At 74.3% G+C, this 19,539-nt stretch carries 15 protein-coding genes; 11 read left to right on the forward strand and 4 right to left on the reverse strand.

What is annotated here, in order from left to right; translation table 11 throughout:
- Positions 1 to 246: 246 nt before the first annotated feature.
- From ABZ449_RS35305 to ABZ449_RS35340, 8 genes are all read left to right on the forward strand, one after another.
- Entirely contained in the window at positions 247 to 1,656 is a 1,410-nt protein-coding gene (locus tag ABZ449_RS35305) for a histidine kinase (protein ID WP_360354283.1), read from the forward strand.
- On the forward strand, positions 1,608 to 2,273 hold the full coding sequence (locus ABZ449_RS35310) for a response regulator transcription factor (protein ID WP_360354285.1): 666 nt from the start codon (positions 1,608 to 1,610) through the stop codon (positions 2,271 to 2,273). Before ABZ449_RS35305 ends, ABZ449_RS35310 begins: the two co-directional genes overlap by 49 nt.
- A 221-nt stretch (positions 2,274 to 2,494) precedes the next feature.
- Positions 2,495 to 4,093 (forward strand): DUF2637 domain-containing protein, encoded by a 1,599-nt coding sequence (locus tag ABZ449_RS35315; protein WP_360354287.1) that lies wholly within the window; start codon positions 2,495 to 2,497, stop codon positions 4,091 to 4,093.
- 111 nt (positions 4,094 to 4,204) lie between these two features.
- On the forward strand, positions 4,205 to 5,494 hold the full coding sequence (locus tag ABZ449_RS35320) for an aldolase (RefSeq protein WP_360354289.1): 1,290 nt from the start codon (positions 4,205 to 4,207) through the stop codon (positions 5,492 to 5,494).
- A gap of 152 nt (positions 5,495 to 5,646) precedes the next feature.
- Positions 5,647 to 6,303 (forward strand): YigZ family protein, encoded by a 657-nt coding sequence (locus ABZ449_RS35325; protein WP_360354291.1) that lies wholly within the window; start codon positions 5,647 to 5,649, stop codon positions 6,301 to 6,303.
- 315 nt (positions 6,304 to 6,618) lie between these two features.
- Entirely contained in the window at positions 6,619 to 8,604 is a 1,986-nt protein-coding gene (locus ABZ449_RS35330) for a hypothetical protein (protein WP_360354293.1), read from the forward strand.
- Positions 8,605 to 8,718: 114 nt separating this feature from the next.
- Positions 8,719 to 10,527, forward strand: coding sequence for a restriction endonuclease (locus ABZ449_RS35335; protein ID WP_360354295.1), 1,809 nt, complete (start codon positions 8,719 to 8,721; stop codon positions 10,525 to 10,527).
- A gap of 272 nt (positions 10,528 to 10,799) precedes the next feature.
- Entirely contained in the window at positions 10,800 to 11,564 is a 765-nt protein-coding gene (locus tag ABZ449_RS35340) for a ZIP family metal transporter (protein ID WP_360354297.1), read from the forward strand.
- A 120-nt stretch (positions 11,565 to 11,684) separates the two neighbouring features.
- Here ABZ449_RS35340 and ABZ449_RS35345 read toward each other — a convergent pair whose 3' ends face one another.
- Complete coding sequence (locus ABZ449_RS35345) at positions 11,685 to 12,590, reverse strand: LysR family transcriptional regulator (RefSeq protein ID WP_360354299.1); 906 nt, start codon at positions 12,588 to 12,590, stop codon at positions 11,685 to 11,687.
- A 178-nt stretch (positions 12,591 to 12,768) separates the two neighbouring features.
- Here ABZ449_RS35345 and ABZ449_RS35350 point away from each other — a divergent pair, with 178 nt between their 5' ends.
- On the forward strand, positions 12,769 to 13,710 hold the full coding sequence (locus tag ABZ449_RS35350; RefSeq protein WP_360354332.1) for an EamA family transporter: 942 nt from the start codon (positions 12,769 to 12,771) through the stop codon (positions 13,708 to 13,710).
- On the opposite strand, the gene ABZ449_RS35355 is transcribed toward ABZ449_RS35350, so the two are convergent.
- The gene (locus ABZ449_RS35355; RefSeq protein ID WP_360354301.1) at positions 13,625 to 14,146 is read right to left on the reverse strand and encodes a MarR family transcriptional regulator; all 522 of its coding nucleotides are present in this window, start codon (positions 14,144 to 14,146) and stop codon (positions 13,625 to 13,627) included. The two genes, ABZ449_RS35350 and ABZ449_RS35355, sit on opposite strands and share 86 nt — an antisense overlap.
- Positions 14,147 to 14,313: 167 nt before the next feature.
- Here ABZ449_RS35355 and ABZ449_RS35360 point away from each other — a divergent pair, with 167 nt between their 5' ends.
- Complete coding sequence (locus ABZ449_RS35360) at positions 14,314 to 14,649, forward strand: DUF2218 domain-containing protein (protein ID WP_360354303.1); 336 nt, start codon at positions 14,314 to 14,316, stop codon at positions 14,647 to 14,649.
- On the opposite strand, the gene ABZ449_RS35365 is transcribed toward ABZ449_RS35360, so the two are convergent.
- Together ABZ449_RS35365 and gabT are read right to left on the reverse strand one after the other, a co-directional pair.
- A complete protein-coding gene (locus tag ABZ449_RS35365) occupies positions 14,619 to 15,284 on the reverse strand; it encodes a phosphatase PAP2 family protein (protein WP_360354305.1) in 666 nt (221 codons plus the stop codon). The two genes, ABZ449_RS35360 and ABZ449_RS35365, sit on opposite strands and share 31 nt — an antisense overlap.
- Before the next feature lie 480 nt (positions 15,285 to 15,764).
- Positions 15,765 to 17,105, reverse strand: coding sequence for a 4-aminobutyrate--2-oxoglutarate transaminase (gene gabT, locus ABZ449_RS35370; protein ID WP_360354307.1), 1,341 nt, complete (start codon positions 17,103 to 17,105; stop codon positions 15,765 to 15,767).
- A gap of 241 nt (positions 17,106 to 17,346) precedes the next feature.
- Here gabT and ABZ449_RS35375 point away from each other — a divergent pair, with 241 nt between their 5' ends.
- On the forward strand, positions 17,347 to 19,419 hold the full coding sequence (locus tag ABZ449_RS35375; RefSeq protein WP_360354309.1) for an ATP-binding protein: 2,073 nt from the start codon (positions 17,347 to 17,349) through the stop codon (positions 19,417 to 19,419).
- The last annotated feature ends 120 nt before the right edge of the window (positions 19,420 to 19,539 follow it).

The raw sequence follows: 19,539 nt of genomic DNA on the forward strand, positions 1-19,539 counted from the left end.
ATGGTACTGCAGGGGGGACCCTGTGGGAGAGTAGGACGCCGCCGAACAATTATTCAGAAGAACCCCCATCCGGTTTCCGGATGGGGGTTCTTCGCATTTCCGGACCATCTCACCTGCTGGTGTCACTGTGTCTACCAGCAGGTGGTCCTAGGTCCACCCCGGGATTGGGGTGCCATGGCCAGTGTGGGTGGCGCACGGTTCGTGAACACTGATGGAGGAGGATCGGTACCGGCATCAGGAGTTCCCGTGACAACAGTGAGTCGTACGAGCGGCACGTCCGTACGTGCGCAGGCCCGGGCCGCGTTCGCGGCCGGCGGCGAGGGCCTGACGCGACTGGTCGTGGTGGTGCTGACGGCGGTGCCGGGGTTCGTGCTGCCGGTGGCGGCGGCCGTTCTCTCGGGGGCGACCGCGGCCCAGATCCTCCAGAACTACTCCCCGGGGATCCTCGTCTCGCTGCTGGTGGCGGCGTTCGTCGGTTCCGTGGTCGCCGCCCTCCTCGTCCGGAGCGTCGCCGCCCGTACCCGTGGACAGCTGGAGCGCTGGTTCGGCATACGGTTGCCGTCCACCTACGAGCCGCGTCCGGAGCTGGAGTTGGACGGCCGCGGGCACTGGTGGACGGGGTACACGTACCACCGCTCGCGGACGGTGGCGAAGTACGCGCAGATCGTCCACTGGGGCCTGCGGGACCGGACCACGCGCGCCGAGTTGCTCTGGATGCTGGTGAACCCGCTCCTCGTGGCGGGCCTGGTCGGCCCGGTGGCGGTCCTGCTCGGGCTGGGCGTCGGCTCCACCCTGGGCTCGCCGGTGCCGGCGGACGACTTCGGCCCGCTGAGCGGCCGGATGGCCTCCGTCCTGCTGAGCATCGCGTTCGGAGCCGCCATGGTCGTCGTCGGCGTACTCGTGGCACCGTTCGTGCTGCGGATGTACGCGGAGGCGGCCCGCCGGGTGCTGGATCAGGACGGCCGGGCGACACGCGCCCAGCTGACCAGGCGGGTCGTCGAGTTGACCGAGACGCGGGCGGACGCCGCGGGCAGCCAGGCGGCCGAGCTGCGGCGGATCGAGCGGGACCTGCACGACGGTGCCCAGGCGCGACTGGTCGCGATCGGCATGACGCTCGGCACCATCGAGCACCTGATGGACACCGACCAGGAGGCCGCGCGGGAGCTCCTGGCCGAGGCCCGTCAGTCCTCGGCCAGGGCCCTCCAGGAGCTGCGGGACCTGGTGCGAGGCATCCACCCGCCGGTACTCGCCGAGCGCGGACTCGGCGATGCCGTCCGGGCCCTCGCGCTGGACAGCGCGCTGCCGACCGAGGTGTGCGTGAGCCTGCCGGACCGTCCGCCGGCGCCGGTGGAGGCCGCGGTGTACTTCAGCATCTGCGAGCTGCTGGCCAACGCGGCCAAGCACTCGGGGGCGGAGCAGGTCTGGGTGGACATCCTCTACCGGGCCGGCTTCCTGCGGATCACGGTGACGGACGACGGGATGGGGGTGGCCGACCCTGCGCGGGGGACCGGACTGCGTGGCATCGAGAAGCGATTGGGTACCTTCGACGGTGTCCTCTCCATCGACAGCACGTCGGGCGGACCCACCACCATCACCTTGGAGTTGCCGTGCGAGTTGTCCTCGCCGAGGACCTCTACCTCCTTCGCGAAGGCCTGATCCGGCTGCTGGAAGCGCACGGATTCACCATCGCCGCGGCAGTGGAGACCGGTCCCGAGCTGTTGGAGGCGCTTCTGACCCACCGGCCGGACGTGGCCGTGGTCGACGTCCGGCTGCCCCCGACCCTCACCGACGAGGGCCTGCAGGCCGCGCTCAAGGCGCGGCGGGAGATCCAGGGCCTGCCGGTGCTGGTGCTGTCGCAGCACGTCCAGCAGCTCTACGCGCGGGAGTTGCTGGCCGACGGCACCGGGGGGATCGGCTACCTGCTGAAGGACCGGGTGTTCAACGCCGGGCAGTTCATCGACGCGGTCCGCCGGGTGGCGGCGGGCGGTACGGCGATGGACCCGGACGTGATCGCCAAGCTGATGGAGACCACCTCACGCAGGCCCGGTCCGTTGCTGCGGCTGTCCCCGCGGGAGCGCGAGGTGCTGGAACTGATGGCCGAGGGCTGTTCCAACTCGGCGATCGCCGCCCGGCTGTCGGTGAGCGACGGTGCGGTGGCCAAGCACATCGCCAACATCTTCGGCAAGCTCGAACTCGCCCCCGACGAGGACGCCAACCGCCGGGTGCTGGCCGTCCTGGCCTACCTCAACGGCACGGCGGGGCGGACCCGCTGACGGTCCGGCCGACCTCCGGTGCTGCTCCGCGGAGTGCCGCGGCCCGGCCCCGGCGGCCGCCCTGTGACACCCCAGGCTGTGGAAACGCTTAAACATGCGTACGAGTAAACTCCGGTGGGCCGAGTCCGGAGGTTGCTCAGCCGTCCGGCGGCCCGACGAACGGGACCCGGCAGCCGAGGCACTGTACGGCAGCGGCCGACATCCAGGGGTTGATAGACGTAATGGCACGCCCAACGCTCACCAAGGCCCATCGCGGCCTGCTCGGCCTGGTCGCGGCCGGTGCCTGCATCATCTCGGGCATCGGTTTCGCGGGCTCGTACAACGCGGTGCGCGAGCTGGCCGAGCAGAAGGGCTTCGGCGCCTTCTCCTACGCCTTCCCGATCGGCGTGGACGCCGGCATCGTCGTGCTCCTCGCGCTCGACCTGGTGCTGACCTGGCTGCGGATACCCTTCCCGATGCTGCGGCAGACCGCGTGGCTGCTGACCGTCGCCACCATCGCCTTCAACGCGGCCGCGTCCTGGGGCGACCCGCTCGGCATGGGGATGCACGCCGTCATTCCGGTGCTCTTCGTCGTCGTGGTCGAGGCCTCGCGGCACGCGGTCGGCCGAATAGCGGCGATCACGGCGGACCGCCACATGGAGTCGGTCCGGGTGATGCGCTGGCTCCTCTCGCCGGTGCCGACCTTCCGGCTCTGGCGGCGGATGAAGCTCTGGGAGCTCCGCTCCTACGACGAGGTCATCCGACTGGAACAGAACCGTCTGGTCTACCGGGCGCAGCTGCGCTTCCGGTACGGCCGTGGCTGGCGCCGCTCGGCGCCGATCCAGGCGCTGCTGCCGCTCAAGCTCGCCAAGTTCGGCGTGCCGCTGGACCCGTCGCTGCTCGACCGGCTGGACGACGAGGGCCGTGAGCGCGAGGCCCCGGAGGTGCTGACGGAGCAGGAGACCCAGGGGATAGCCGGCCAGGAGAACCGCGCCACCGCGGCCATCGCCCCGCTCGCCGGGACCGACGTCCAGCAGGCCCAGCGCCCGCAGCAGTCCCAGCACCTCCAGCAGGCACCGCAGGCCGTCCAGCAGGCCGCGCCGCAGGTCCAGCAGGCTCAGGAGGTCCAGGCCGAACAGGCTGTGGGCCAGCCCGAACAGGCTGTGGCACAGGCACAGGCACAGGCACCCGCGGCCGTCGCGCCGCTGTCCGCCGAGGTCGCCGCACCGATGCTCGCGAAGCTGGCCGCCGTCCGGCTGCGGGCCGCCCAGGAACCGGAGGAGCCGACGGACGCCGGCCCGCAGCCGCGCGGCGAGGAGCTGAACGTCTGGACCGAGCGCCCGGTCCGCACCACCGGCCACCCGGCCGACGCCGGCCCGGGTGGGCGGGTGCCCGGCCAGGCCTCGCCCTGGTTCAAGCCCCCGCGCCCGGTCGCGGAGGAGCCCGCGGCCGCGGCTGCCGCCTCCGCTGACGCTCCCGAGCCCGGCCCGCAGGCCCAGCCTCCGGTCGGCCCCCAGCCCCAGGTCGGTCCCCAGCTCCAGCCCCAGCCCGAGCAGCTCGCCGACTTCGACCAGTCGGTCCCGGCCGAGGAGTCCGTCCACGCGGAGCAGCCCGCCTTCCCGTCGGCGCCCGCGCGCCTCGACCCGGACGTCGCCTACGAGGCGCTGGTCTCGTACATCGACAGCCACGGTCACCAGCCCGACCCCCAGCGCCTCGCCGACTGGCTGACCAGGGAGTTCGGTGTCGCCGGCAAGGGCTCGGACGGTTCGGTCCACCCCAAGGAGGTCGCCGAGCTCTTCCCGGAGCTGCGCGACCGCTACGTCGCCGCCGGACGGGACTGACCACGGTCGCCGCCGTCCGGCGCCCGGTCGGACCATTGACGGCCGATCCCGCCGGAGCTACCTTCGCCTCAACAAACTGTTGAAGCTCTGGTTCGGCATGGAGGCGTGCGGATGACACGGATCGGGGTCGACGGAAACGGGCCGACGGACGGGGCCTCCTTCTCCACCGCGGCCAGGGCGGCCGTGGAGGCGCTGCTCGCCCCCGTCGACGCCGATCTGGCGCACCGTTACCCGGGCGAACCCGGGACCAGGCAGCCGGTGCACACCGTCTACGTCCCGGCCGACGCCTTCGGTGCCGACACCGTGCGGGAGTGGGGTCGCCGGGCCCTGGAGGCCTTCGACCGGCACGCCGCCACCCCCGCCGAACTGGCCCGCGCCCTCGGCGTCGCGGACGACGAGCTGCTCGCCGACGTGCACGCCCGGGTCCGCGCCAAGCTGGAGCGCGAGCCGATCGAGGACCTGCGGATCGACTTCGAGGACGGCTACGGTCCCCGCCCGGACGCCGAGGAGGACGCGGCCGCCGTCCGCGCCGCCGAGCTGGTCGCCGCGGCGGTGGCCGAGGGCGGCGCCCCGCCGTACCTCGGCATCCGGATCAAGTGCATGGAGGCCGCCGTCCGGGCCCGCGGCATCCGCACCCTGGAGCTGTTCCTGGCCACCCTGCTGGCCGACGGAGGGCTGCCGGCCGGTCTGGTCCTGACCCTGCCCAAGGTGACCTACGCCGAGCAGGTCACCGCGCTGGTCCGGCTGCTGGAGGACTTCGAGGGCCGGGCCGGGCTGCCCGCCGGCCGGATCGGCTTCGAGATCCAGATCGAGACCACCCAGGCGATCCTCGGCCCGGACGGCCGGGCCACCGTCGCCCGGATGATCGAGGCCGCCGAGGGGCGCGCCACCGGCCTGCACTACGGGACCTTCGACTACAGCGCCGCCTGCGGCGTCAGCGCGGCCCACCAGAGCATGGACCACCCGGTCGCCGACCACGCCAAGGCGGTCATGCAGGTGGCGGCCGCGGGCACCGGGGTGCGGCTCTCCGACGGCTCGACCAACGTCGTCCCGACCGGCTCCACCGAGCAGGTGCACGCCGCCTGGAAGCTCCACCACGGCCTGGTCCGCCGCTCGCTGGCCCGCGCCTACTACCAGGGCTGGGACATGCACCCGGCGCACCTGCCCACCCGCTACGTCGCGGTCTACTCCTTCTACCGCGAGGGCCTGGTGGCCGCGGCCGCCAGGCTGGCCGCGTACCTCGCAAAGGCGGGCGGCGACGTGATGGACGAGCCGGCCACCGCCCGGGCGCTGAGCGGCTACCTGCTGCGCGGCCTGGACTGCGGAGCCGTCGACCTCGCCGAGGTCACCGCGCTGACCGGCCTGGGCCGCGAGCGGCTGAACGCCCTGGCCGGGCGCTGACCCGTCCGCGGCCGGCGGCCGCCGGCCGCCGGCCGACGGTCGGCCCCGGCCGCTGATCCTCCCGTCGTGCGCCAACTAGGCTGACGGTGCCGCCCCGGTGCCCCGGGGTGCGCGCCGTCAGCCTTCGCCGTCCTCGGGAGGACCGCCACACCATGTCCGCCACGCCGGAGCCCACCGCCAGGCCGTACCTCACCATCCGGCGGGCCGGCAGCCACGAGACCGAGATCAAGAAGTCCCGGTTCATCTGTCACCTCGCGCGGGTCGCCGACGAGGAGGAGGCGCAGGCCTTCATCGCCGGCATCCGCAAGCAGTACTGGGACGCCCGGCACAACTGCACCGCCTTCGTGGTCGGCGACGAGCAGCGCCGCGAGCGCTCCAGCGACGACGGCGAACCCGGCGGCACCGCCGGGGTGCCGATGCTGGAGGTGCTGCGCCGGCGCGGGCTGACCGACACCGTCGCCGTGGTCACCCGGTACTTCGGCGGGATCAAGCTCGGTGCGGGCGGTCTGGTGCGGGCGTACGGCAACGCGGTGTCGGCGGCGGTGGACGAGATCGGCCTGTTGGAGCGCCGACCGGTGGCGCTGCTCGCGGTGACGGTGGACCACGTCCGGGCCGGGCGGGTGGAGAACGACCTGCGGGCGGCGGGGTACGCGGTGAGCGATCTGGCCTACGAGGCCACCGGGGTGCGGATCGAGGTGGGCGTGCCGGAACCGGACGTGGCGGACTTCCACACCTGGCTGGCCGAGGCGACCGGTGGCACCGCGGTGGCGGTCCCGGCCGGCCGCACCTACGTCGAGGTGCCGGTCTGAGAGGCACCGGTCGGACTGACACCTCTCCGAGAGGTGCCGGTCCGACCGCGGGGCGGGTGGCACCTCGTGGGGGCAGGGGGGCGGACGGTCCGTGGGACGGCTCCTCGGACGGCTCGTGACCGGCCGTTTCCGGTAGCCCAGGCCTTGCGCCACGCGGAAGATCGCTTGAGCAGATTCACCCGAACGTAGTGTCGTTGCCCGGAGTTGGAACTTCCGCTCCGGGCCGTGGCGTTTCCTGGGCAAGGTTCCGGCAGAACCGGACGAAACCATCGATGGAGGACACAGGACCCCACCCCGCACCACGGAGGTATGCGCATGACCTCAGACCGCTCGACCTCGAACCGTCCGACCTCGTACCACTCCGCTTCGAACCATCCGGATTCGAACCACCCGACTCCGAACCACCCGATCGCCAACCGCCCCGCCCTGAACCGCGTCCGCTCGCACGCCGCCGCCGACCTGCCCGGCCCCCGCGGTCCCGCGACGCCCTACCGGATGACGGTCACCACGCTCCTCGGGCACGCCGAGGCCGTCGCCCTGGCCGACGAGCAGCTGGCCTCCTGGCTGAAGCAGGAGGGGTACGAGGAGCCCCCACCGGCCCACCGCGCCCTCGCCGGGCAGAGCGCCGAACCGGTTTCCACCGCCGAGCGCCTCCGCCTGGGCGAGCGCGTCCTGCTCGACCGGGACCAGGGTCCGCTGCGCGGAGACCCGGGCGCCGGCCGCTACGACCGCCGCCGGCTGCGCACCCCGGCCCCGCACGGTACCCAGCAGCTCACCCTCACCGTGGCCACCGCGGCGGACGGCCCCACCTGGGTCCGGCTGGAGGCCGAGACGCACAGCACCGGCAGCGGCGTGCGCACCCCGTGCCGGGTGCCGGTGCCCGAACTCGTCCGCTCGCTCCTCCCGCTGCTCGACGCCACCGACGGCCCGTCCGCCGTCCGCTCCGCTCCCCGGGTGATCACGGCCGACGAGGTCGACGCGTTGATCGACGAGCTGTGCGACCCCGAGCGCAGGCTGCCCACCGTGGTGGCCAGCGTCCCGGTGAACCTCCCGCTCGATCGCTGGGTGGAGGACGTGGTGGCGCCGCTCTGCCAGCAACTGCCCGGCCTCGCCACCACCTATGTGCTGGACCCCGGCGCCCGCACCGGGTTCAACGTCGCACTGGAGTTCCACACCGTCTACGGCGGGGCGGTGCGCACCTACCTGCCCGAGGTCGACCCGGCCTCCCGGCAGGACAGCGTCCGACATCCGGTGCTCGCCCGGGGCCGAATAGAGGAGGACCCGCGCCGCGCCGCCGGGCTGCTCGCCCGCGAGCCGCGCCGCCTGGCCGCGGACCAGCCGCTGCCACCGCCGCTGGCGGCCGTCCCGGTGCTGCGCGTCCCGCCGCCGCAGCTCCGCCAGTCCGCGGAGCAATCTGCGGATCAGGCCGTGGAACAGGTCGCGGAGCAGGCCGTCGAGCGGGCAGCCGAGCCGACTGGGCGGACGGCCGGGCACGCCGTCGAGCCGGCCGTCGAACGGACCGCCCCGTACCAGGGCGCCGAACTGGCGGCGCTCGTCCACGAGGAGCAGCAGGACCGGGCAGAGCAGCAGGCCCGGGCCGACGAGTTGGAGCGGGTCCGGCACACCCTGCGCCTGGAACGCCGCGAACACCGGGAACGGGGCCAGGGCCGGGAGGGCCGTGACGGCCGGGACATCCGGGAGGGCCGCCTCCGCGCCGGAGCCCGCGCCCTGACCGGACGCCACTGTGTCGTCCCCGGCAGCGGGTCGGCCGCCGGGCCGCATTCCGCCGTCCAGCCCCCCGACCGCCGTGGCACGCCCGAGACCTTCTCCGAACTCATGGCCAGACTGGGCGAGTTCCCGCTGGTGACCTTCACCGGCGACCAGAAGGTCGCGCTGGCGCTGGACGAGCTGCAGTGCGCCGGTGCGGGCTGGGTCCGGCTCGCCTGGGAGGGGCTGACCGCTCTGCAGGAGTACGCCGAAGCGGCCGTGCGCGGTGCGGCCGGCGGGGACTTCAAGCAGTGGTGCGAGCGCACTCCCGAGGGCTGTCACCGCTTCCCGCCCCGCAAGGCGGTCCGCGGGGAGTCCCGGACGGTGTTCAGCCACACCAAGTGGAAGCGCGAGCGGATGCTGCCGGTGCCGGAATGCGTCGACTCCTCCCGGCGCGCGTTCATGGGCGCGCACCTGCGGATCGGCGGCGGCCGCACCGCGCCCCGGCTGCACTACCTGGACGACTGCTCCGGCAGCGGCCGGATCTACGTCGGTTACATCGGGCTGCACCTGACCAACACCCGGACCAACTGAGCGGCTTGGCTGACCGCTGCGCCCGTTCGGGGGACAATGTCCGGCAGCGGCGGGTCCACAGGTTCGCCGATCGCCCAGGGCAGGCGCCGGACGAGCATGGGGGAACGACGACCGATGCAGTACTCAGCAGACGGCCGGTCCGACGGACCCGTCACCGTCCGGTTCCCCCGGCCGGGCTTCCTCGCCTCGGTCTTCCGCGACCTCGGAGCCGAGGAGGAGCGGGAGCCGGACGGCGCCGTCACCGGCGGCCCCAGCGGCGCGGCCGGTGACGGCCCGTCCGGCGACGGCCCGACAGGAGGCAGTTCCACCGGTACCGGCCCCACCACTACCGGTCCCGCCGGAGCCGGCCCCACCACTACCGGTCCCGCCGGAGCCGGCCCGTCCGCCTCGGAACCCGCCGACCGGGGAACCGGCCCCGACGGCCAGGAACCCGGCCACGTCCGCCCCGGCGCGGCCGACCCGGACGAGGCCGTGGCGGCGCACGCCCGGGCCGCCGCCCTGACCCACCACCGCACGCTCGCCGTCCAGGCCGAGCACGACCGGCTGGCCGACCTGTTGCGGCGGGCCGCGCTGCCCGTCTCGGCCATGGACTTCGAGAGCCAGCTCCGCCGCTACCAGCCCCGCCCCTACCCGGCCGACGGCCCCGGAGCCACCGAGGACGCCGAGCCCCGCTGGGAGGACTTCGCCCCCGCCGAGCCGCCCGCGGCCGACCCGGACAGCGGCCCGTCCCGCCGGCTGCTCGACTCCGGCTACCAGCGCGAGCTGGCGCAGGCCCGGCTCACCCACCAGCGCGCCCTGCGCGAGTGGCGCACCCGCCGGGCCGAGGCCGGCAGCCCGGCCGCCGACGAGTCCCGGCGCGCCCACGAGGCGGCCGAGGAGGCCCGCGCCCGCGCCGTGCGCGAGTACAACGAGAGCCTGGAGGAGTGCCGGCGGGCCTACCGGCTGGCCGAGCCGGCCGCGGTGGAATCGCTGCTGGAACGGGCGCTGGCCGCCGCCGAGACCGCCACCCAGGACCTGCCCGCACCCTGCCGGGCGGTCTTCCGCCCGCTCACCCGCACCGCCGTGCTGGACCTCGACCTGCCGCCGCTCGACCTGGTGCCCTCGCTCACCGGCTACCGGCTCGCCCCGGACGGCGACATCCTCACGGTGCCGCGTCCGCCCGCGGACCGGGCCACCGACTACCTGCGGCTGGTCGCCCGGCTCGCCCTGCGCGCCCTCCAGGCCGCCGACGCCGTCGACACCGACGAGATACTCGCCGGCGTCGTCCTCAACGGCTGGCTGCGCGATCCCGCCACGGCCGAGCCGCTCTGCCTGGTCAGCGTGGACGCCGACCGCGACGCACTGGCCCGCACCCGGCTGCTGCCGCCGGGCACCCCGTACGAGGAACGCGACGACGAGGGCGTCTACGCCGACGCCGAGCAGGACGAGGCCCTGGTGCGGCTGCGCCAGCTCGGCGCCGCCGTCACCCCGGACCCGTACGACCGGACCGGTGTCCAGCCGGCCGCCCAGGCCGGGGCCACCGTTCCGGCCGCCTCCGACCTGTCCGCCAACGAGTTCGCCCAGCTGGTGCGGGACCTGCTGACCCGGGGCGGGATCGCGCGGTGGAGCGTCCGGCTCCGCGGCCCGGCCGGGCTGGTCGCCACCGGCGAGGGCGCCCCCGGGAGCGCGTTGCCCGGCCGCTGGGTGGTCTGGGCCTCCCGGGACACCGGGTCGATCGGGGCCGAGCAGATCGAGACGCTGGCCGAGGCGGTCGGGGAGGAGTCCGCCGAGCGCGGTCTCCGGCTGACCACCGGCCGGTTCACCGAGGAGGTGCTGGACCTCACCGCCGGGGAGAACCACCGCCACATCCACCTGATCGACGGCGACGGCGTCCGCGAACTCGCCCACACCCACCTCGGCCTGCCGCTCGCCACCGGCGGCTGACGGGCCCCTCGCCCGGCGGGCGGCCTCACTCGGACAGCCCACCCGGCGACCCGTCCGGCGGGTGCCCGGACGGGCCCGGGCCGAGGCTGGGGGAACGGCACCCGGTCGGGCCCCGGCACCCCGGGTGATCACCGCCGAACGGGCGTCCGGTACGGTCGGCGGTCGGCCCGGTCACGGGCGGATCCCAGGGGGAGAGGAATGGGCAGAACGCTCGGCGGACCACCCGGCGACGGCCCCGGCCACCAGGCCGGAACCGGAACGGAGTCGGCCCGATGACCGCGGTACTGGTCGCCGCCGCGGCGTTCCTGATGACCCTGATCGGCGGTTTCGTCGCCCAGCGCACCCGCGACCGCCGCCACCTGGTGCTCGGCTTCGCCGCCGGACTGATGCTCGGCGTCGTCGCCTTCGACCTGCTGCCGGAGGCGATCCACCAGGCGCCGGGCGAAGTCCACGGTGTCCCGCAGGCGCTGCTGATGTTCGCGGCCGGCTTCCTCACCATCCACGTGGTCGAGCGTGCGGTCGCCATCCACCGCGGCCACGAGGGCGAGTACGCCGCGCACTCCCACGGCCACCACCACGGGCACACCCAGTCCCCAGGGCGCCAGGGCATCGGGCTGACCGCCGCGCTGGCCCTGGTCGGGCACAGTGTCATGGACGGCTTCGCGATCGGCGCCGCCTTCCAGGCCGGCACCACGGTCGGCACGGTGGTGGCCATCGCCGTGGTCGCCCACGACTTCGCCGACGGCTTCAACACGTACACGATCACCCGGCTGTACGGGAACAACCGGCGGCGGGCGCTGACCCTGCTCGCCGCCGACGCGCTGGCCCCGGTGTCCGGCGCGGCGATCACCCTGGCGTTCACCATCCCGGAGCACCTGCTCGGCCTCTACCTGGGCTTCTTCTCCGGCTTCCTGCTCTACCTGGCGACCTCCGACATCCTCCCCGAGGCGCACAGCCCGCACCCCTCGCGCAGCACCCTGCTCTGCACCGTGGCCGGGGTCGGCTTCATGTGGCTGGTGATCGGCTTCGCCGGCTGAGGCCCGCACGAGACCCGTACGAGGTCCGTGCGAGGTCCGTGCGAGGCCGTACGGCCCGCACGAGGCCGCGCGAGACCCGGGCGAGGCCGCACCGGACCCGCGAGCCCGGCGCGGGAGCCCTCAGGACGGAAGCCGCCCCCAGTACTCCCGCATCGAGGCCAGCGCCTCGGTGATGGCCGGCCGCCGGGAGGCCTGGGAACGCCAGAGTGCGAACACCCGGCGGCTCGGCTCCGGCGTCACCCGGCGGGCCGCCACTCCGGGCGGCAGCGGGCCCCGTCCGAGCCTCGGCACCAGGCCCATGCCCAGACCGGCCGCGACCAGGGCGATCTGCGTCTCGAACTCCCCGACCTGGTAGCGCACGTCCGGTTCCTCGCCCGCCTCGCGCAGAGTGCGGACCAGCCAGTCGTGGCAGATGTTGCCCGGCGGCACGCTGATCCAGCGCTGCCCGCACAACCGCTCCACCGGTACCCGGTCGAGCGCGGCGAGGGCGTCGTCGGCGGGCAGCAGCAGGTCCACCGGGTCCGTGCCGAGGTCCATCCGGGAGACCCCCTCCTGCACCGGCAGCGGCACGGTCGGCCAGTCCTGCACCAGCGCCAGGTCCACCTCGCCCCGGGCCACCAGTTCGGCCGCCGGGTAGGGGTCGCGCTCCAGCAACCGGACGTCCAGCTCCGGACAGCGCTGTCGCAGATCGGCCAGCGCCCCGGGCATCAGTCCGCGGGCACCGGACGGGAACGCGGCCACCAGCAGCCGCCCGACGGCCCGGCCGCGCTGCTCCTCCAGCCGCACCTCCGCCTGCTCCACCAGCCCCAGCACGGTCCGCGCGGTGACGGCCAGCTCGCGCGCCGCGTCGGTCAGCACCACGCCGCGGCCCTGCCGCTCCAGCAGCACCGTCCGGGTCTCCCGCTCCAGTTTGGCGATCTGCTGCGAGACCGCCGAGGGCGTGAAGCCGAGCGCAGCCGCAGCCCCGCCGACCGAGCCGTGCACCGCCACCGCGTGCAGCGCCCGCAGGCGCCCCAGATCCATCATGCAGCGATCCTAAAGCGTTGCCTTCAGTATTCATCGCTGGTGCTACACGGTCCGGCGCCATCATGCTCGACCCATGACCGCGACAACCGCCGCCGCCCCGAGCGGCTCCACCAGCACGGGCGGCTCCACCAGCACGGGCAGCACCGACGGCACGGGAGGCGACGGGGCCGGGGGCGGCATGAGCCCGCGTCACATCGCCCTGGCCGTCCTGGTGGCCGCCGTCTGGGGCCTCAACTTCGTCCTGATCCACGTCGGCCTCGACAGCTTCCCGCCACTGCTCTTCTGCGCCCTGCGGTTCGCCGTCGTCGCGGTGCCGGCGGTCTTCTTCGTCGGCCCGCCCCGGGTGGCCTGGCGCTGGGTGGTGGCGGTCGGCGTGGTCCTCGGGGTGGTCAAGTTCGGTCTGCTCTTCCTCGGCATGCACGCCGGGATGCCGACCGGACTCTCCTCCCTGGTGCTCCAGGGGCAGGCCGGCTTCACCGCGCTGTTCGCCGCCGTACTGCTGCGCGAACGCCCCGGGGGACAGCGGCTGGCGGGCCTGGCGGTCGCCTTCGCCGGCATCGCGCTGAGCGCCTGGGACCAGGGCGCGGGCGGACCGCTCGGGGCCTTCGCCCTGGTCGTCCTGGCCGCCGTCGCCTGGGGCCTGGCCAACGTGCTGACCCGCAAGGCCGCGCCGCCGGACGCCCTGCGCTGGATGGTCTGGGTCAGCGCCGTCCCGCCGCTGCCGCTGCTGGGCCTGTCCCTGCTGGTCGAGGGGCCCGAGGCGGACCTGCGCGCCCTGCGCGGGATCACCCCGGCCGGACTGGGGGCGATCGGCTACGTCGGACTGGTCTCCACCCTGCTCGGCTTCGTCGCCTGGAGCTTCCTGCTGCGCAGCTACGACGCGACCGCCGTCGCGCCCTACTCGTTGCTGGTCCCGGTGTTCGGGATGTCCTCGGCCTGGCTGCTGCTGGGCGAGCGGGTCAGCCCGACGGCCGCCGCGGCCGCGCTGCTGGTGATCGCCGGGATCGGGATCACCGCGCTGCGTCCGGGGGCCGCTACCGGCGTGGTGGCCCGGCTTCGAGGAAACGGGCCTCGGCCGAGCGCAGCACCCGCAGCAGCACCTCCTCGTCGGCGGGGCTGACCTCGCCGAAGTACTCCTGCGCCACCTCGTCCCGGACCTGCCCGATCCGCTCCACCGCCGCCCGGCCGGCCTCGGTCAGCAGGATCCGCACCGCCCGCCGGTCGGCCGGGTCGGGGCTGCGCTCGACCAGACCGGCCTCCTCCAGCGCGTCGACCACGGTGGTCGCCGAGCGCGGGGCGATGTGCAGCTTGTCGGCGAGGTCGCTCAGCCGCATCGCGCGGTCCGGCGTCTCGCAGCCGGGCACGTGGGCGAGCATCCGCAGGGCCCGGGCCTGGCCGGGGGTGATGCCGTACGGCTCCAGCCGCCAGCCGGTCTGACGGCGGATCCGCTTGATCGCCCTGGTCATCGCGTCGGCCAGCTCGGCGGCGGCGCCCGGGGTGCCGGGCCGGGGGCCGGGAGAGGGGTCCGCCGGTTCGTCGGTCGGCGTGGTGGTCATCGGCGGTCTCCTCGGCTGGCGTCCGCCCAAGGGTAGCCGTCGGCCCGGGGCCCGCGACCGGCGGCGGAGGGCGATCGCGGAAATATGTTGAGCCTGGCTCAGCATCTGGGTTAGCGTTGCCCCAAGTGAGGGGACCCTAAGTTCCCCCTCCCGACCTTGGAGGGCCCATGCCCCGCTCCGAAGCCCGCGTCGCCACCGACCGCCCGGGCCGTTACGCCAAGCAGCTCACCGCCCACATGGGGCGCAAGATCGAAGCCGTCTACTCCGAGGAGACCGGCCGCGGCACGATGGTCTTCGGCGCCGGCACCGCCACCCTCGAGGCGCAGCCCGACGCGCTGCTGCTCACCGTCGAGGGCGAGCGCGAGAACCTGCCCGGCCTGGAGGACGTCGTCGGCCGCCACCTGGTCCGCTTCGGCGCCCGCGACGAACTCGTCATCGAGTGGCACCGGGACAACGGCGAGCCCGGCCTGGTTCACCGCAACGAGGAGGCCCCCGAAGCCTGACGTCCCCCGGGACCCGGCCGGGGCAGCCACCGGGCGAACGCCCACAGCACCAGGACGGCCAGGCACCAGCTCGCCACCACGTCCAGCAGCCAGTGGAAGTCGCTCCACACCAGCCCCGCGCCCACCCCGAGCGACAGCAGCACCGCACCCGCCGTCAGCCCCCGGACGGCGCGCGGCCCCGCCACCCCGGCCAGCAACAGCGCCGCCACCCCGTACGAGATCGTCGCGGTCGCGGTGTGCCCGGAGGGGTACCAGCCCCACTGGCCCGCCGACAGCGGCTCCCCGAGCGGACCCGGCCGGGCGAACGCCGACTTCGCCGGAACCACCAGCAGCGGGATCAGCACCGCCGTCAGCGCCGCCACCGGCAGCGGCAGCCACCAGCGCCCGGCCCCGGCCCGCCGCCCCAGCCACGCGGCCAGCGCGCCGGCCAGCAGCAGCACCGGGATCGCCGGCACACTGCTGCCCAGGTCCGACAGGAAGTTGCCGAGCCCGTCGAACAACGCGTTCGGGAAGTCCCGGTGCGCCGCACCGACCGCCCGGCGGACCGCACGGTCCACGCCGAGCAGCGGCCCGTCCGCCGCGACCTGCCAGGACACCACCAGCAGCAGCACCGCCGCGACCACCGGCACGGCCACCGACCGCGCCGCCCGGCCCACAACGGCGGACAGCCGCCCCGGAGCAGGGGGGAGAGCTCCGGGGCGGCTCTGATGATCGCCGTTCCGTGCGCCCCGGGGGGTGTGGGTCGGACGGTCGGTCGATCGGCCTTCGGTGTGCGCCGACCCTCCCGGGCCGGCCTGGTCGTCCTCGTGCGGCACCCGCGCGAGCGGCCCCCGCAGGGGTCCCGCGGACGGCCGCGCCAACGGCTGGGGCTCGCTGTCCATCTGCGATGACACTACGTCAACAGCCCTTCCGCGCCGAGCGCCTTCAGCGATTCCGCACACCATCTTCACCCCGCGCGGGGCAGCGTCCGGGGCGTCCCGTCGACCGTGCCCGGGCCACCCGCACGGTACGCCGGAAACCGAACGGCCCGTGCGGACCAGAGGTCCCCACGGGCCGTTCAGCGCTGTCCGGACAACCCTCCGGAAGGGGGTTCACGACCTGACGGGCGACACCGCTCAGAGGGCGGCGAACGCACCCTCCAGGATGTCCAGGCCCTCGTTCAGCAGGTGCTCCGGCATGACCAGCGGCGGCAGGAAGCGCAGCACGTTGCCGTAGGTACCGGCGGTCAGCACGACCAGGCCCTCGGCGTGGCAGGCCTTGGCGATGGCCGCGGTGACCTCCGCGTTCGGCTCCTTGCCACCCGGCACCACCAGCTCGATGGCGATCATCGCGCCGCGGCCGCGGACCTCACCGATGATCTCGTACTTCTCCTGCATGGCCCGCAGGCGGCCCAGCATGATCTCGCCGATCCGCTGCGCCTTGCCGTTGAGGTCCTGCTCCTTCATGGTCTCGATGGCGCCCAGCGCGGCGGCACAGGCCACCGGGTTGCCGCCGTAGGTGCCACCCAGGCCACCGGTCTGCGCGGCGTCCATGATCTCGGCGCGGCCGGTCAGGGCGGACAGCGGCAGACCGCCGGCGATGCCCTTGGCGGTCGTGATCAGGTCCGGGACGATGCCCTCGTCCTCGCACGCGAACCACTGGCCGGTGCGGCAGAAACCGGTCTGGATCTCGTCCGCGACGAACACGATGCCGTTCGCCTTCGCGAACTCCACGATCGCCGGCAGGAAGCCCTTGGCCGGCTCGATGAAGCCGCCCTCGCCCTGGATCGGCTCGATGATGATCGCGGCGACGTTCTCCGCGCCGATCTGCTTGTTGATGGTGTCGATCGCCTGGGCGGCGGCCTCGGCGGCGGCGTTCTCCGCACCGGTCAGCCAGCGGTACGGGTAGGCGACCGGCACCCGGTACACCTCGGGGGCGAACGGACCGAAGCCCTGCTTGTACGGCATGTTCTTCGCCGTCAGCGCCAGGGTCAGGTTGGTGCGGCCGTGGTAGCCGTGGTCGAAGACCACGATGGCCTGGCGCTTGGTGTAGGCGCGGGCGATCTTCACCGCGTTCTCGACGGCCTCGGAGCCCGAGTTGAACAGCGCGGTGCGCTTCTCGTGGTCACCCGGGGTCAGCTCGTTCAGCTGCTCGGCGACCGCCACGTAACCCTCGTACGGGGTCACCATGAAGCAGGTGTGGGTGAAGTTGCCCAGCTGCTCGGTCGTCCGGGCCACCACGGCCTCGGCGCTGTTGCCGACGTTGGTCACGGCGATGCCGGAGCCGAAGTCGATCAGCGAGTTGCCGTCCACGTCCTCCAGCACGCCGCCGTTGGCACGGGACACGTACACCGGCAGGGTGGTGCCGACACCGGCCGCCACCGCACCCAGCTTGCGGGCGTGCAGCTCCTGCGACTTCGGACCGGGGATCGCGGTGACCAGGCGGCGCTCCTGCGGGAGCGGCGTTGCGGCGCTCATGGGGTTTCTCCAGACTTCTCGGCTCGGTGCTTCGCAGGCTACGGCCGCCCTCCCCACCCGGGCACGCGCCACTCGGTAGCAGTGCGCCGTCCGACTTGTCCGGCACGGCCAGCGCGGGTGGCACGACTACCCGCAGGCCACGCTCCACTACCCTGAGCGCGGGCGTGTCGCCGGTACGGCGGCATGGGTATGGCGGCACCGACGGTGGTCGGGCCGGGCGGGCGAGGGAGCGGGGCCGTACATGGCACAGGACGGGGCACACCACCACGGCGAGCGCACCACCACCAGACCCCCGACCCCCATGCCCCACCAACGCCCCGGCGGGGGGACCCCCTCCTTCGACCTCGCCGGCTGGGCCTGCGCCCCGCGCCCCGACGCCGACCCGGGCGTCTACCGCCTCGGCTACCGCCCCCTCGACCCGGAGCGGGCCGAGGCGGCCAAGGTCGCCACCTGGCCGCTGCTGCTGCGGGCGGGGCTCAACGCGGTGGTCGCGTGGCCGGCCTTCGTCTACGGCACTCAGCTCATGCTCCACCTGATCGTGATGACCGTCTGGGTCGAACACCCTTCCGAGACCCTCGTGACTGTCGTCGGGCTGTCGGTGAACGTGTTGGTGGCTGTGGCCGTCATCAAGATCTTCGGCCGGATGGGCCGCTGGCTCGAGGTGTGGCGCCGCTACGCCGCCCCGCTGCTGTCGCGCACGGTGACGCAGGAGCAGCCCGCCGAGGAGGACGCCCCGGTGGTGGCCGAGGCCGCGCGGGGGCAGGACCCGTGGGACGGGCTGCGCCGAGGCGGTGCGGCCGAGGCGGCCGCCAGGCTGGACGGTGAGGCTCTGGGGGACGTCGACTACGTGCGGATCCGGCGCGCCTGGGAGTCCGCCCAGGCGGATCCGGTGTTCGTGCCCGCCTTCACCGAGCAGGTGGCCACCCGCGGCGCGGCGGCTTTCGCCCACCCTTCCGAGTCGCGCGAGCTGCCCGGCCGTGCCGAGCGGCACGATCTGCTGCTCGGCCAGGTCCGGTTGGGTACGGCGCAGGACGTCCCGAAGAACCCGTTGGGCCACCGGGCGGCCGGATTCGCGCTGGACCCGGCGGTGCTGGGCACCTCGCTGCTGGCGGTGGGTCCGGCCGGGACGGGGAAGACGGCGCGGCTGGCCCGGCCGGTGGCCGAGGCGCTGTGCCTGCAGGCGCTGGCCGGCACGGCCTGCGCGGTGGTGGTCGGGGCGGCGGACGCCGATCTCGGCCCGGACTCCTGGTACGACGTGGTGATCGCGCCCGGCGATCCGTCCTCGCTGTACGGGCTGGACCTCTACGGCGCCGCACGGGATCCCGACGAGGCGGCCGCCCGGCTGGCCGAGGCGCTGCTGCCGGACGAGCTGACCGCCCGCGCGGAGCATGCCCGTACCGCGCTGCAGCAGGTGGTGGGCCCGTTCCACGCGGCGTACGGCCGCTACCCGGGCGTGCGGGCGCTGCGGGCGCTGCTGGCCGGCGAGCCGGACGTGCTGGCGGCTCTGGTGAAGGCGCTCGGTGTGGCCGGTCGGCTGGCCGTCCACGAGCGGGACCTGGAGTACCGGGAGCGGCAGCGCGGCCGGGCGGACGACCCGGGGGCGCTGCTGGCGGACCGGCTGGCGCTGCTGGAGCGGCCCGCCTTCGAGGGCGCCTTCGCGACCGACGGCACCGGTCGGCCCCCGTTCGCGATGCGAGCGCTTGACCATCCGCTCCGCGTTCGGGTGAAGCTGCCCGAGCGGAGCCACCCGGAGGCGGCGCGGATGCTGTCCCGGCTGGTGGTGGGGCAGTTCGTGCAGGCGGCCGGGGCCCGCGAGGACCGTTCGCTGTTCGCCGGTCTGGTGGTGGACGACGCGTCCGCCGCCCTGGACGCGAACACCGTTCGCGGCCTCCAGCGGATGCGCGGGGCGAACGCGGGCGCGGTGCTGTTGCTGCGGACGCTGGTGGACTTGCCGGAGGCGCTGCGGGCTCCGTTGTTCGGTGCGGTCGGCTGCCGGATGGCGTTCCCGGGGATCGCGCCGTGGGACGGGAAGCTCTTCTCGGAGGCCTGGGGGACGCACCTGGTGCAGGAGACCGCGGTCACCCACACCCCCGACACCTCCGGTGGCGTGATACGGCGGGCGGGGCGGATCGGGCGGAAGGCGTTGTCGGGGACGACGGCGCAGACGGAGTCGGTGACGACGCGGGACGTGGAGCGGCTGCGGTGGTCGCCGTCGGATCTGGCGCACGCGCTGCCGGCGGGGCATGCGGTGGTGTCGTTGACGGCGGTGTCGGGGGAGCAGGTTCCGCCGTTGCTGGTGGATCTCAGGGGGTGATGGCGGGGCTGCCGGGGAAGTCGCCTTCGAGGTGGATTCGGCAGTGCGGGTTGTCCGGAGCGTCCATAATGAAGGGGAGAGACCCTCACCAGTCCCACGTCCCTCTCCTCGCCCGGCCGC

This window comes from Kitasatospora sp. NPDC005856, from assembly GCF_040629945.1.
GTDB lineage: Bacteria > Actinomycetota > Actinomycetes > Streptomycetales > Streptomycetaceae > Kitasatospora.